The 14,918-nt window shown below is 55.8% G+C and carries 11 protein-coding genes and 1 pseudogene; 6 read left to right on the top strand and 6 right to left on the bottom strand.

Annotated features, from left to right (window positions below; translation table 11 throughout):
- From CKW31_RS29915 to betT, 6 genes and pseudogenes are all read left to right on the top strand, one after another.
- Positions 1-590: pseudogene (locus tag CKW31_RS29915) on the top strand (type VI secretion system tip protein VgrG); the annotation flags it as partial.
- Positions 587-1,465, top strand: a complete 879-nt coding sequence (locus CKW31_RS24460) for a DUF4123 domain-containing protein (protein WP_095100955.1) — start codon at positions 587-589, stop codon at positions 1,463-1,465. The pseudogene CKW31_RS29915 and the gene CKW31_RS24460, both read left to right, overlap by 4 nt.
- Positions 1,458-4,841, top strand: coding sequence for a toxin VasX (locus tag CKW31_RS24465; protein WP_095100957.1), 3,384 nt, complete (start codon positions 1,458-1,460; stop codon positions 4,839-4,841). Before CKW31_RS24460 ends, CKW31_RS24465 begins: the two co-directional genes overlap by 8 nt.
- A 148-nt stretch (positions 4,842-4,989) precedes the next feature.
- Positions 4,990-5,724: a hypothetical protein gene (locus tag CKW31_RS24470; RefSeq protein WP_095100959.1), complete on the top strand. Its 735-nt coding sequence runs from the start codon at positions 4,990-4,992 to the stop codon at positions 5,722-5,724.
- An 89-nt stretch (positions 5,725-5,813) separates the two neighbouring features.
- Positions 5,814-6,491: a hypothetical protein gene (locus CKW31_RS24475; RefSeq protein ID WP_141230182.1), complete on the top strand. Its 678-nt coding sequence runs from the start codon at positions 5,814-5,816 to the stop codon at positions 6,489-6,491.
- Positions 6,492-6,783: 292 nt separating this feature from the next.
- A complete protein-coding gene (gene betT, locus CKW31_RS24480; RefSeq protein WP_214658341.1) occupies positions 6,784-8,739 on the top strand; it encodes a choline BCCT transporter BetT in 1,956 nt (651 codons plus the stop codon).
- A 128-nt stretch (positions 8,740-8,867) separates the two neighbouring features.
- Here betT and CKW31_RS24485 read toward each other — a convergent pair whose 3' ends face one another.
- The 6 genes from CKW31_RS24485 to CKW31_RS24510 all read right to left on the bottom strand — a co-directional run bounded on the left by CKW31_RS24485 (position 8,868) and on the right by CKW31_RS24510 (position 14,720).
- Positions 8,868-9,611, bottom strand: a complete 744-nt coding sequence (locus CKW31_RS24485) for an SDR family oxidoreductase (protein ID WP_095100965.1) — start codon at positions 9,609-9,611, stop codon at positions 8,868-8,870.
- Positions 9,612-10,069: 458 nt separating this feature from the next.
- On the bottom strand, positions 10,070-11,506 hold the full coding sequence (gene ntrC, locus CKW31_RS24490; protein ID WP_095100967.1) for a nitrogen regulation protein NR(I): 1,437 nt from the start codon (positions 11,504-11,506) through the stop codon (positions 10,070-10,072).
- Positions 11,503-12,588: a nitrogen regulation protein NR(II) gene (glnL, locus tag CKW31_RS24495; protein ID WP_027902132.1), complete on the bottom strand. Its 1,086-nt coding sequence runs from the start codon at positions 12,586-12,588 to the stop codon at positions 11,503-11,505. Before glnL ends, ntrC begins: the two co-directional genes overlap by 4 nt.
- 325 nt (positions 12,589-12,913) lie before the next feature.
- On the bottom strand, positions 12,914-13,537 hold the full coding sequence (locus tag CKW31_RS24500; RefSeq protein WP_095100969.1) for a DUF4124 domain-containing protein: 624 nt from the start codon (positions 13,535-13,537) through the stop codon (positions 12,914-12,916).
- A gap of 7 nt (positions 13,538-13,544) precedes the next feature.
- Positions 13,545-14,075 (bottom strand): DUF4124 domain-containing protein, encoded by a 531-nt coding sequence (locus CKW31_RS24505; RefSeq protein WP_095100971.1) that lies wholly within the window; start codon positions 14,073-14,075, stop codon positions 13,545-13,547.
- 78 nt (positions 14,076-14,153) lie between these two features.
- Positions 14,154-14,720, bottom strand: a complete 567-nt coding sequence (locus tag CKW31_RS24510) for a chorismate mutase (RefSeq protein WP_095100973.1) — start codon at positions 14,718-14,720, stop codon at positions 14,154-14,156.
- Positions 14,721-14,918 lie beyond the last annotated feature (198 nt).

Raw genomic sequence — 14,918 nt, forward strand, 5'->3', positions numbered from 1 at the left:
AAGACCGCAAAGGTGCCGAGTCCATTTCCATCCGCGCTCAACGCAACTGGTCTGAGCATGTACTTAATGATCAGTCGATCCAGGTGGATAACCAGCGCAAGGTCAATGTCACCGGGCTGTCCAGCCACGAATTGCATGGTGAAGAACACCACCTCACGCACGGTGCCCGCAAAACCCACGTGCTGGCTGATGACTCGTTGACGGTGGTCGGTAACCAGCACATCAGCGCGGCCAATCATCTGGTCAGCGCAGCGCAGGAAATACACCTGTCGGCCGGGCAAAACATGATTGTCGACGCCACGCTCAGTACGACGATCAAAGCAGGTGGTCACTGGATATCGATTACTCCCGCCGGGATTTTTACCAGCGTGCCGATTTTGTTGGGTGGGATTCCGGTGTCGGGGATGCCTGCCGTTCCGGTCCCACCCGTACCTCTGGAAAAACAAGTAGCGGTTCCGGGCGGTTCTTCCACGCCGGTAATGGAGGTCTCGGTTCAAGCCCTCCGTGACGAGTTCGAACTTTTTCCCGCCCGCTGTGAGGCCTGCGAAGCCGCCAAAGCGGAAGAGCTGGCGCAGGGAGGTTCGTCATGAACACTGCCCCCTCCTTGGCCAATTACCTCTTGATCGACGGTGCATTAAGGCCCGGCGCACTGGCCAGCCTTTATCAGCGTCATGAGATGTTTGAAATCGACCCGCTGTATTTGGGGACTCGCTGGAAAGACCTTTACGACCTTGGGCCCATTCTGGTCAAGCCTATGCCAGGCAGTACGCTTCTGTCGGACTGGCTCGTTGATGAGGCGCTATGGGCAGACTCAACGCTGATTTTTAGCGAGGCTTCGATTCAGGAAGTCGCCAGTCACCTTAGACGGTTTATCAGCCCGCCCGACTGTAACGGTGGGAGCGGTTTACTGCGCTTCGCCGATCCGCTGGTGGCGCATTTTTGGCTATCGAGCTTTTCTGGACCGGAAAACCTGCATCTGGGCCCTATCCAGCATTGGTGGGTAGCCAAGCCAAAACAGACGTGGGAGTCACGGTCGCAGCCTCCTTGGCAGACATTCAGCGGACGCGATGCCGGGTTGCCTTGGGACAACCGCTGCGCACTGCTGGGCCCCGACCAGATACTCGCGCTTGGGCGCACCCAGCACTGGCGGTTTCTTGGGCGTGTTCACGCATGGCTCAGTGAGCGAACCCCTTCGTTCTTTTTCAGCATGAGCAGTCCGCAGATCACTTATTGGTTGGATTCCAGCCTGACAGCAGGCCTGGAATGGGGCCTTGCCAGCGAGCGAGGGCTGGTTATCTGGATCGAGATGTGCGCAGACGATGGCCAGGACTTCGCCGCTCGCCCGCATGGCCATTACCAAAGTTGGTTGACCCTCGATCCGGCAAATGCACGCCTGTCTCCCGAAGCACGAATCAAAGCTTTCGACGCGCACCGCTCTGCGCAAAAGGATAACGCCCATGGCTGATAAAAACGGCAACCCTCAGCAGTGTCGCGACGCTCAGTTCTCTGATAAGCCCATGGCTAATCCAGGAGTCTGCCCGTTCAAAGGTCCTGATATGGCCATCGTGCCCATGCGCTATGCGCTGGATCGTTCCCGCTATGACGTCGATCCGAGTCAGCTCACGCCACTGAGTGCCGAGGGCAAATGGAAATGCCCTCCCAAACTGCAAAGCCGCGGCTACACCTTGCGACAGCTGCGCGATGGCTTTGTGTACGTCTACGACGAAACGGATGAAGTGCTGCACGAGTACCGCTTTCAGGCGTATGACGCGAGTCTGACGCGGATTGTCTGGGGCGAAGTCGAGCAAGATATCCGGTCTGCCTCAGGTGAAAGCCGCAGCCACCTTCTTTATCCCCGCACTCACAAGTTACGCATGGCCTTCTCGCCGTATCAATGGACCTGGCGCATGTGCCAGTTGATGAGTGCCAGCGGCGTGAAGCGCGCATCGTGGCTGCGGGAGCTGGACTTACGCGATTACAGCCGACACATGAGCGCATGGCATACGCTGCCGTTGACCCGCCTGAGCAAGCGGGTAGTGGCAGACGTAGATCCTCATCCTGTAAATCACGACGGCCGGTTTGCTGATTCTGCCCATCCCCCTAAGGCGGACGACGAGGGCAAATATCCCTCTGTTTCCTTGGCCGCCGATGTGGTTTGGACCGGTAGCGTCGATGACACATCTAGTTCTGTACTGATCGCGCTGGACGATCCTTTGGCCATGCTCGAAGACTTGGGCATGCAGCTAGCGACTGATCAAGCCGCTCTTCATGAATTTCAGCTGGAGCACGAGCATGCGCTGAATATCGCGGGCGTTGTAGAAAAGCTATGCGGTACAGCGGGGGACAAGTCGCTATTGCCTGCTGCGGTACTCAAAGATGAAGCGAAAACCCGGCAGTACATCCAGGATATCGAGGCGTATTTCGAGCAGCTTCAGGTGGAAGATGACCTCAAACAAAGTGCTGACGGTCAGGTTTTGGGGCTCATTGAGTTGCCCTCTGCAGCCTTGGGCGATGAGCTCAAGGCTAATTACGGCAGTTTGCCGGATCCCGACCTGCGCAAAAGCTGGCAGGACCGCAGCAAGTGGCGACGCGAGGTCGACCTGAAAGCTGCGCGGGAATACTCCGACACCCAGAATGCGCAACTGAAGGCCCTTCGTGCGCAAGTCACTGAAACCCAGAATGACATCAAGGCATTAGTCGGCTATATCGGCACCGATCCGATTCGGCTGTTCATCGACACCACTCATTCAACCTCGCTGCTGTGGTTGCTGGAAGTTGTTTCCGACCTGCTTCGCAACCTGAGTCAGGACCTCACTTTCTCTCGCTGGCTGCAAGCGGAGGAAGAGAACAGCAAAACCCTGTTCGGCCATGCTCGTTTCGGCTTCTCCCATGTAATCAAAGATGCCATGACTAATGAAGCTAACCGCGTGATGCAGGGCATTTCCGATGTCACGGCATTAGTAGGGCGGGCAGGTGAACTGAACGGATTCCTCACCCACGATGCCTTGGCAGAAAAACCTTGGATCAAGGCGCTGAGCGAACCGGCGCAAATGACCCTGAATGCCTTGGTTGATCTGGCAAAAGGTGCAGGCAAGGCGACCTTGGAAAACATCCAGCTGGCGTTCTTTCCGGTCGACAGTCGTCTGGCCGGCGGTGCCATCAATCAAAACGCTGCCTTGATGCTGCGCAATTTGGTCATGGGGCATGTACTGCTCAACCACCCCGAGAAACTGCAAATCGACGAGGACTTCACCAAACAACACGCTGCCTGGAAGACCGAGCTCAACAAGGGGCGTGATCTTTATAAAACCGCTCAATACCGCTGGCTCTACCAGGCCAAACAATATGACCGCCGTGCTCTTGCGTCGATCATGCAAGACATCCAGCACCGGCTGACACAGCACAGGCTCAACGAGCCGCTGCTGTTTGACTATCGCAGCAAACGCTACGGTCAAGTCATGCAGGCCAAAATCGCGAACTTCTCCGCCAAACACGGCCAACTCACGCAGGAATGGAGCAAACAGGCCAAAGCCTGGAGCGCCGAACACGGCCTTAACGCTGGCGCCATCACCTGGGGTATTGCGGCCATCAACCTGCTTAACACCTTCGTTACTTACGAAACTGCTAGCCGGGATGGTGAGTTGAATAAGAAGGACTGGGCGAAGGTAGCGTCAGCTGCGGCCTATACCGGGAATGCGTTGATGGCGGTGTTTGTCGAGACTGGGTGGGGGGCGATGAAGGGGCTGGAGACGCAAATCAACAGCAAGACTGTGAAAATCACCCAGCAGTCGGCTAGCTATTGGGCTGCTACGACTGGAAAGACTTCGTCTTGGGGGAAGTTGATTCGTGGGTTCGGCGCACGGATGGTTGGGCTCGGCGGTTTTGCGCTTGTGGCCGCGTCGTTAGAGTGGTGGGACCTGAAAGATGATTACAATAATACGGCGGTAGCTCTAGATAAAAAAGTCATGGACATAAAGATCTACTCTGTCGACGCCCTGTTGATTGTTGGCGGCGCGCAAGCTTTCGCTGGTGCCGCTGCTATGGCTGGATACGGATCTATGTCGGCTTGGGCTATGCATCCAGTTGTCATGGGCCTTGTGGTAGTGATTGGTTTGGTCTATCTGTTATCTACGTTGGCCCTCAACTATTTGAAACGTGACGTAGTCGGCCATTGGCTGCACAAGTGCTGCTGGTCCCGCTACCCGGATGAGCGTTTTAAAGACCAAAATGAGGAGAATCAAGCGTTCCTTGAAATTCAACTCGCTCCGGCGCTTTTCATAAAGCCAACATTCCATGCTAGCCAACATTATTTTCCTGATATTGGTTATCTACCGACTGAGACGCAAAACGGCGCCTGGGTGCAATTGCGATTGCCCGGCACCATTCGAGGTGAGTTGGCGCATGTGAATTTGACTGCAACCGGCCGACCGCTTCCTGTCTTTCCGGTAGAGAAAGTTGGCGATAGCTTGAAGGACTGCTTCAGTGGCTACGGCACAGTTGAGGCTGTTGCTCAGTGGCGAAGAGTCTCGCCGCTCAAAACTCAGACTCGCTTCAACGAGCCGCCGCAAACCATTTCGCCTCCAGCAGACGAAGACGTTATCTGGCAAACCTGGGTTCCGCTGACTGAAAGCGCGAAATACCTGGAACTGCAAGTTTGGTACCCGGAACACATTCTGACCATACGAGAAGGCGACAAAGGATATCGCTATCAAATTGAATTGGCTCCAGAGGGAGAGACTGATGGCCGCGAGAGTCGAGTGGTTGGTTCAAATAAAAACTCACTGACGGTTGAGTCATTAGGCGGTCGCGCGGACGCTTTGCAGCTACCCGTACCGCTATAGTGATTACGAGTGCGTACTAGGCGCGAGTAGAACTTGCTCGCGGAAAGTACTCGGTCTTTCACCAAGTTTTTTGGCTGGTTAGGCCTGCGCCACTGGGGGATGTTTGGTTCTAATACCAAAATTTTCTTACATGAGAGTAGTGAAGTAGATGAGTGCGAAAGAAAATGCACAAGTACGTGAAGCTTCCCTCGGAGCAAATGTACCTCTGAAGATGGAAGTCAGGCCGATATTGATGCACTGGGAGACTAAGGTCCATGCGCATCCGACGGTATATGTGGACGTACCGATGATTGCAATTGGCTCGTTTCCATTAATGTGTTATCTCTATGGCGCTTTTTTTCATCAGAACGAAAATACTAAGCATCTATTCACGGATACGGCCTTGTTTGGCATGGCACTGGTTTTTTTCTTATGGGTTACAATCGCCCGACAAAAAACCTTTTACTCTTACCGCATTTCTGAGAAAGGCGGGGAAGTCGACTACTGGCTGTACTTTCCAAAATGCGCCGGTTGGATATTCAAAGGCATTGCGATTTTTGCATTGGTCATCGTGCTGGCCATAATCTCAATCATGCCAATGATGATTTTTGCTTTGGTCGGCGTTGGCGCTATTACCATCCCGGCTGCGTTGAAGCTGCTGGCCTGGGAGAATGAGATTGATAGCGACAGTTTTGAGTGGGATAGAGTGCAGTTAATAGTGGCGGATCGAAAGAGAAGTCTCGTGGTTCTTCAGCGAAGATACGATCCCGATATTCCGTTTGAACAAAACTACATGTATTTCAAGGTTTTTTTGCCCAAGCAGCGGTTTGATGAGTTTGTTGAAGCTTGCAAGCAATACGCCCCTTCTACAGTAGATTTTGAAGAGGGGAATGCTGGGTATTAGTCATTGTTCGCGTATTTTAGAGGCCAATGCAAGGCAGATGAGCATGACTGTAAAATATTTGGTTTAGTGCTTCATCCGGTGCCCATATTTTGAAGTTAAATAAAGTGGTTGAGAGTGAAGTTGGTGTTCACAACGCTGTAGTCGCCTGGACGATAAAAGCTTATCCACAGCCAACCTTGCCAATGGATATTGGTATGGCAGTACTTGCATTTTTTTCGGGATTATTTTTTCTTTACGGAAGGTTCGTTTATGAGGATGAGCACACCAAGCACTTGGTGGTGAACTCCGGCGTAGTAGGAGTGGTGATTGTGTTTATTTTGTGGATAGCCGTTGTTCGGCAAAAAACAGTTTACAGCTACCGCTTTACCGAATCCGGCTGCGAAGTCGAGTACTGGCTGAATTTCCCCAAATCTGGATCCTTGTTCTTCAAAGGCCTCGCCATCTTCGCCCTCATAGCCATCCTCTCCATGATCTCAATAGACCCAAGCCTGATCTGGATCGCTGCGGGGCCAGCGGGTATTTCCATCGCTGCGGCAGTTAAGCTGCTCAACTGGGAAAACCCCGTTGAGCATCACGCCACTGACTGGGCGCGCTATGACCTAGTCTTCATCGATCGCAAGCGGAAAATGGTTGTCCCCAGCTTTCACGCCGATCCCTTGGCAGGCTTCGAAGTCCACCTCGAAAAAGCCAGAATCGATGACTTCGTTGCCTTCCTGAAGACCGTAATTCCACACGCTGAATTCCGCGAAGCGGAGTGGAAGTGGTGACCCCTGAGCCACCTCGAATTCCCCAACCCGACAAGCGGTCCCACCACGGAACGATTCCCGTGAACCGGGCGTCATAACCTCCCTTGAGCCAGCCGCCATCGGCCTCGCGATTAGTCTCTGCGGGGCTTCCATGTTTTAATTGAACGCTTGTTCAACTAAAACCGGTGGTTCGCTGCCCGCTCACAACAGGAGGCTTACCCTTGCTGAATCCGTTTGTTGCTGTCTTTGCCTACGACCTTGAGGTGCATGGCTCATGAGTGCACCTGCTAGCCAATCCAGCGGTATGGTTCGCATGAATCCGCCGGTGTTTTATTTCGCGGCGACGGTTATTTTGCTGTTCGGTGTGTTGGTCATTTCCTTCCCTGAGGCTGCTGGCCAGTGGTTGTTGGCGGCGCAGAACTGGGCGGCCAATACGGTCGGCTGGTATTACATGCTGGCGATGACGATTTATCTGGTCTTCGTGGTGGTCACCGCCTTGTCTGGTTACGGCAAGATCAAGCTCGGTGCCGACCACGACGAACCCGAATTCAGTTATCTGTCCTGGGCGGGGATGTTGTTCGCTGCCGGGATCAGCATCACGCTGTTCTTCTTCTGCGTCTCTGAACCGCTGACTCACATGCTGCAGCCGCCGCAAGGCGAGGGTGGCACGACTGAGGCGGCGCGTCAGGCGATGCAGTTGCTGTTTCTGCACTGGGGCCTGCATGGCTGGGGTGTGTTTGCATTTGTCGGCATGGCGCTGGCGTATTTTGCGTATCGCCACAACCTGCCGTTGGCGCTGCGCTCCGCGCTGTACCCGCTGATCGGCAAGCGCATCAATGGTCCTATCGGTTATGCGGTGGACGGCTTCGGCATCATCGCGACCATTTTCGGTCTGGGTGCTGACATGGGCTTTGGGGTCTTGCACCTCAATTCCGGGCTGGATTACCTGTTTGATATTCCCCATACCCAATGGATTCAGGTCGGGCTGATCACGCTGATGATGGGCGCGGCGATTCTGGTGGCGATAGCCGGTGTCGACAAAGGCGTGCGCGTCATGTCCGACATCAACATGCTGCTGGCCTGTGCGCTGCTGCTGTTTGTGTTGTTTGCTGGCCCGACGCAGCATTTGCTCAACACGCTGGTGCAGAACATCGGTGATTACCTGGGGGCTATCACCACCAAGAGTTTTGATGTGTATGCCTACGACAAGCCGAGCGAATGGCTGGGCGGCTGGACGGTGTTTTACTGGGCCTGGTGGATTGCCTGGTCGCCGTTTGTAGGTCTGTTCATTGCGCGTATTTCCCGTGGCCGGACCATTCGTGAGTTCGTGTTCGGTGTACTGCTGATTCCGCTGGGCTTCACTTTGGCGTGGATGTCGATTTTCGGTAACAGCGCCATCGATCAGGTGCTCAATCACGGTATGGTCGCGTTGGGTCAGTCGGCCATTGATGATCCATCACGCACCCTTTACCTGCTGCTGGAAACCTATCCATGGAGCAAAACCGTTATTGCGGTGACGGTGTTCATCAGCTTTGTGTTCTTCGTCACCTCGGCGGACTCGGGCACGGTGGTGCTTTCGACGCTGTCGGCCAAAGGCGGTAACGCTGATGAAGACGGTCCGAAGTGGCTGCGGGTGTTCTGGGGTGTGGCGACTGCGCTGGTGACCAGTGGCTTGCTGTTCTCCGGCAGTATCGATGCGCTGAAATCAGCGGTGGTGCTGACGTCGTTGCCGTTCTCACTGATTCTGCTGTTGATGATGTGGGGTCTGCACAAGGCGTTCTTCATGGAGTCCCAGCGACAGATCGCGCAGTTGTATTCGTTGGCCCCGGTATCGGGTTCGCGACGTGGCGGCTGGCGTCAGCGCTTGAGCCAGGCCGTGCACTATCCGTCGCGAGACGAGGTGTACCGTTTCCTCGATCAAACTGTGCGTCCGGCTATCGAAGACGTCACGGCGGTGTTTGCCGAGAAAGGTCTGAATGTCGTCACTCAGCCTGACCCGGCCAACGACAGCGTCAGCCTGGAAATTGGCCATGGCGAAGAGCGGCCGTTCATTTATCAGGTGATGATGAAAGGCTTCTTCACGCCGTCGTTTGCGCGTGGCGGGATGGGCTCCAAGCAGTTGAACAATCGTCGCTATTACCGCGCCGAAGTGCATCTGAGCGAAGGCAGTCAGGATTACGACCTGGTGGGTTACACCAAGGATCAGGTCATCAACGACATCCTCGACCAGTACGAGCGCCATATGCAGTTCCTGCATTTGGTGCGTTAAAGCTGTTTTGCAGGAGCGATCGGGGGTGGCGCTCCACCGAGCACCGCGGGGCGGCGAAGGCGGTCTGTCAGCCAGATCGCTATCGCGGCCTCGCGGTGCTCGTGCGCTCCTACAGATCTAGCGTTAAGTCAGGCCAACCCGCCGTTGGCGCGCAGGATCTGCCCGTTGACCCAGCCTGATTCCGGTCCGGCCAGAAAGGACACGACATTGGCGATGTCTTCTGGCTGACCCAGGCGCTGCAGCGGCGGCATGTTCGCGAAGTTTTTGATCTGCTCTTCAGTTTTGCCATTCAAGAACAGTTCGGTAGCGACGGGGCCTGGTGCTACTGCGTTGACGGTGATGTCACGACCGCGCAGCTCCTTGGCAAACACATGGGTGAACGATTCAACGGCTGCCTTGGTGGCGTTGTAGATCGCGTAGCCTGGGATGTTCAGCGCCAGCGCCGAGCTGGAAAAGTTGATGATCCGTCCGCCGTCGTTCATTCGTGCGCTGGCTTCGCGCAAGGTGTTGAAGGTGCCCCGCGTGTTGATGGCGAACGTCTGTTCGAACAACTCATCGCTGGTATCCGCAATGGGCATGGTTTTCATGATCCCGGCGTTGTTGACCAGTACGTCGACCTTACCCAGTTTTTGCTCCGTCACGTCAAACATGATGCGCACGTCGCTTGCGTCGGCCACGTTGGCTTTGATTGCAATGGCCTGACCGCCATTGGCGACCAGATCAGCCACCAGCGAGTCAGCTTCGTGAGTGCTGTTGGCGTAGTTGACGACAACTGCAAAGCCATCGGCTGACAGACGTTTAGCAATCTCGGCACCAATGCCGCGAGACGCTCCGGTCACAATGGCGACTTTGCGAGGATTGTTCTGAGTCATGATCCACCTCCATTCTTAATGTGCCGATACTTTTACATGCTGAACGCAGTTATAGACAGGCATGGATTGGCATTGATGTTCGGGAAGCCTGAGCAAACCCAGGACCTGTAGGAGCTGCCGAAGGCTGCGATCGCAGCGTGTCAGGATAAATGCTTCGCAGCCTTCGGCAGCTCTTACAGAGAGTGCATTTCAATCCAGTTGTTTTGCATTTTTTGATGAGAGATTAGCTTGCTCGTGAAGCGTTGTAGCAGGCAATCCGGTTATGACGGTGAGATCGCAATCGCGAGCAAGCTCACTCCTACAGGGGCTCGTGTCGGTGTCGGGTAAACCGGGACGGCTCTCACATAGATAGCGCTAAAACATAGAATTTAAATCGGGATCTGCATCAAGCAGCATGCAAAAACAGAAAAGCCCAGAGCTGCATGGCGCAACCCTGGGCTTTTGGGTGAAGGCTTTAATCAGCCTTCATCGCCCTCGTCATCGTCGCCACCATCGATCTTCATGCCCAGCTCCTTGATCTTGCGAGTCAAGGTGTTACGGCCCCAGCCCAGCAGTACAGCGGCGTCGCGACGACGGCCAGCGGTATGCTTGAGAGCGGTTTCGATCATGATGCGTTCGAAAGTCGGTACGGCACTGTCCAGCAGGCTGGATTGGCCGCGAGCCAGCGCCTGATCGGCCCATTGGCGCAGCGCCTGTTCCCAGTTGGTCACTGGGGCTGCATCTTGCGGCAGGCTCAGCAGCTCGGGCGGCAAGTCGCTGATGTGCACTTCACGGCCCGAGGCCATGACGGTGATCCAGCGGCAGGTGTTTTCCAGCTGACGCACGTTACCCGGCCAAGGCAGGTGTTTGAGGTATTCCTCGGTTTCCGCCTTGAGCAGTTTCGGTTCGACCGCCAGTTCCTGAGCCGCACGACTGAGGAAGTGCTTGGAGAGGGTCGGAATGTCTTCACGACGATCCGACATGCGCGGGATATGGATGCGAATCACGTTCAGACGGTGAAACAAGTCTTCCCGGAATTTGCCTGCCTGCACCAGTGTTTCCAGATTCTGGTGAGTCGCCGCGATGATACGCACGTCGACTTTGACCGGCGTGTGGCCGCCTACGCGATAGAACTCGCCGTCAGCCAGAACCCGCAGCAAACGGGTCTGAGTGTCGGCAGGCATGTCGCCGATTTCATCGAGGAACAGTGTGCCGCCATCCGCTTGTTCGAAACGGCCGCGACGCAGGTTTGCTGCGCCAGTGAACGCGCCTTTTTCATGGCCGAACAGTTCCGACTCCATCAAGTCTTTTGGAATCGCAGCCATGTTCAGCGCAATGAACGGCGAGGCCGAGCGCGGGCTGTGGCGATGCAGGGCGTGGGCAACCAGTTCTTTACCAGTCCCCGACTCGCCGTTGATCAGCACGGTAATGTTGGAGTGGCTCAGGCGGCCGATGGCACGAAACACTTCCTGCATCGCTGGCGCTTCGCCAATGATTTCAGGCGTGCGGGTCAGCGTCGGCGCAACGTCCATGCCTTGTTGTTCCTGGGCATGCAGGTTGGCACGCTTGACCAGAGAAACGGCTTCATCGACGTCGAATGGTTTTGGCAGGTACTCGAACGCGCCGCCCTGGTAAGAGGCAACAGCGCTGTCCAGGTCTGAATGGGCGGTCATGATGATGACCGGCAGGCGAGGGTGTTGCTCGCGAATGCGCGCCAACAGGTCCAGACCACTGGCACCCGGCATGCGGATGTCGGAGATGATCACATCCGGCTGCTGACGTGCCAGGCGGCTCATCACGCCGTCGGCGCTGTCAAAGCTTTGTGTGGTCATGCCTTCTTGCTGCAAGGCTTTTTCCAGAACCCAACGAATGGAACGATCGTCATCTACGATCCAGACAGTTTCACTACGGCTCATGTCGAAGCTGCTCCTTGTTCCAGCGGCAGGAAGATCGAGAAGGTGGTGTGGCCAGGATGGCTGTCACACTCGATCAGTCCCTGGTGCTGACTAATGATGTTCTGCGTTATCGCAAGGCCGAGCCCAGTGCCGTCAGGGCGGCCACTGACCATCGGGTAGAAAATGGTTTCCTGAAGCTCGGCCGGAATACCGGGGCCGTTGTCGATGATTTCGATCTTGCTGACCAGTCGATGACGCACATGGCCGATGGTGAACTGACGCATCGCACGGGTGCGCAGGCTGATCCGGCCCAGACGCAGCTCGTTCTGGCTGCTGATGGCCTGCATCGCGTTACGCACGATATTGAGCACGGCCTGGATCATCTGTTCGCGGTCGATCAATACGTCGGGAATACTTGGATCATAGTCGCGCACCAGCGTGATGCACCCTTGGCTTTCTGCTTCGACCAGACTGCAGACACGTTCGAGCACTTCGTGCACGTTGGTCATGGCCAGCGAAGGCAGTTTGTTCGACCCGAGCATGCGGTCCACCAGATTTCTCAGGCGGTCGGCTTCCTCAATGATGACGTTGGTGTAGTCCTTCAAGCTCTCTTCAGGCAGCTCGCGGGCCAGTAATTGCGCCGCGCCGCGAATACCACCGAGTGGATTCTTTATTTCGTGAGCCAGGCCACGCACCAGCATTTTGGTGGTTTCCTGCTTGGACAGCTGCGCTTCTTCTTTGGTGATGCGCAGCAAACGGTCACGCGGATGGACCTCCAGCAGCAACAAGGTCTCGCCCTGGCTGAGGATGGGCGTTACCGCGTAATCAACGGTCAGCGTCTGGCCGGTAAGGGCGGTGAGCATGGCTTCGCGTTTGGTGAACGGGTGCGCTTGTTCCACCGCTTGACGCAGGGAGCTGAGGGCTTCTGCCGATTCAGTGAACAGCTCGCTGATGAATTGCCCATGGCTGCGCTGACCGCTGATGGCCAGCAGCATTTCCGCTGCCGGGTTCATGTACTCAAGGCGCAGGTCAGCATTGAGCAGAATGGTGGCAGTGGTCAGGTTGTCGAGTAACAAACGGTGCAGCGCGTCGCTGATAGTCATGAAAGTCGTTGACCTCTTTTGGCTCATTGCGATTCCAGGCGAGCCTCGGGTCGCAGGCGCTGGTTGGTCTTCTCCAGCGTGGGTAACGCCACTGATACGTTTGTATCCAGTGCAGATAAAGGTGCTGTTATAGCCAAGTTGCAAAAACCAAACCAAGGCTCCGAAAAGAAGCGTTTAATTCGCAAAATCGGGCTTTTTTTGGACAGTGCGTTTGAATGGTTCATTGGTGCGGAGCATTTTCGAACCAAAATGGGGTCGGCCTTCTGTTGGCTTGCAATATCTTGCACCAATTTAGGGCTTTAGTGTTTCAGGGTGTGGATCTGAATCAAAAGAAAGGCAGGATGCTGCTTTCTTCTTCTGGTTTGTTTTTCAGAGGGCACTCGGGTCGTATGCCATATTCAGCGGGTTCGCAGGGATTGGCCAGACGCTTTTGCGCCAACGAAATACGCAGCATATGGAAGGGCTGGTTGGGCGTTTTTTCCAGCACGCGTCCCGTCTCATCGAGAATCTCCACCGCGACCTGATGGGTGCCTCGATCCACATTCTTCAACGGAAAAACAGGGCTTCGTCCGGCTTGGGCGTAAGGCTGGCCATCAACCAGAAGCCGATAGCTATGACCGGGTTGCAAAGCGGGGTCGCTGGTGACGGTGACAATCAGTTCGCCTTGAGCACTGCGCACTGTCGCGTCCGGTTCTGGCACCAGAATCCGTAGCAGGTCGTAACGAAATATCGCTTTGGGTTTTGCCTTGGGTGGCGCGCTTTGCTGAACGGTACGTCTTGGTGGCGATCCGGTGGTGTTGTTACTGGGCAGGATCTCCACGCGCTTGGCGTTCTTGTGAGGCTGATCGGTGAAAACCCGATTACCTTGGGCGTCCGTGTAGGTGTACACCTCCGCCAGTGCCGGAGCAGGCAGCGCAATCAGCAAGCAGAAAACCATGCTGACCCGCATTAGGGATTCAAGGTTTGCCGACATGAACGCGCTGCACCGTCAGAGTGATGGTTGGGCTTTGCTGGATGATGCGGCCATTATCCAGCACAGCCACTGCAAAGCTGTGCTCGCCACGATCAATATTGACGACCTGCAGGCGCGGCACGTTGCCCGGTTGGCCGTAGAGTTCGCCGTCGACCAGCAGTTGCAGCAAGTGCCCTGGCATCAGTCTTGGTTTGATCGATACGCCGACGGTGAAGGTGCCGTTGTTGGCGCGTAACGCCTCGTCGGCGGGAAGATCGGTCAACTCCAGGATTTCGTAGCCCGTCTGCGCCTGAGCCTGGGGCTGCGGTTGCGGGTTTTGCGGCGGTGTCACCGGAGTCGCCATTTTCTGGGTATCAACGCTATTGAGCGGCGGCAGTTCGACAACCTTGGCCTTCACGCCATCAGGCGGCTGATTGCTGAACGCGGCGTTACCGTTGGCATCGGTGTATTTGTAGATCTGCGCTGCTGCGGGCAATGCGATCAACAGCAGCAGACAGATGAGGCTTCGGCGCATGCAGGCTCCGTGGCGTTGATGCGATTGGCGGTGTAATGGGCGCAGCATAGAACATAAATCAGCTTATGCGGCTTGCGATCATTTACGGATCACGCACAGCTCGCCTACTGCGCGAGTCAGCGCAAGATCATGAATCGGGTCTTTGGCTTGCGCCCGGGACTGTTGAATCAGCCAGTTTGGGCAGTGTGGGTCCTGACGGTACATCGCAAAGGCTGAGTATTCGCGCAGCAGTCGCGTTTGCAGTTGATCCAGCTGTGGGCGGATCTGGCCGACCAGATCCGGCCTTTGGGTGTCCGGCGCCTTGCCGGCTTCGTGCCATTTCGCGAGAAGTGCGTACTGCACCAGCTTGTTCGCTTCGATCTGCGCGGCGAGGAATTGGCTGACCTCCTGTGGATCCAGGTTGTAGGTCGGTGCAAGCTTTGCGGCTGCCGCGATGACCTGAGCTTCGCGTGGGCTGTCTTGAATCGGTTTCCCGCTGTCCCATTTGGTCAGCGCGACCTGATCTGCAATGGCAAGGCGTTCGCTGATCGTTGCCATCAAAGGTGCCAGGGGGGCAGGGGCGGGTGAGGACGTCGGTGTGGCTGAGCAGGCGGTCAGGCTGGCAAGGGTGGCGCAGAGGAAAAGCAGTCGTGGTTTATTGGTCATCTCTCTTTTTCTCTTTTCTGAATCGGGATGTAATTTGATAGTGAATCTGTAGGAGCGCACGAGCACCGCGAGGCCGCGATAGCAGTACATCAGACAGAACGCTATCGCGGCCTCGCGGTGCTCGTGCGCTCCTACAGGGGCGGCGTTCTCGATACGACAGCATGGACTCGCGCAAAGCGCTTCAGGCAACAAATATTT

The sequence above is a fragment of the Pseudomonas sp. Irchel 3A5 genome (assembly GCF_900187575.1).
GTDB lineage: Bacteria > Pseudomonadota > Gammaproteobacteria > Pseudomonadales > Pseudomonadaceae > Aquipseudomonas > Aquipseudomonas folii.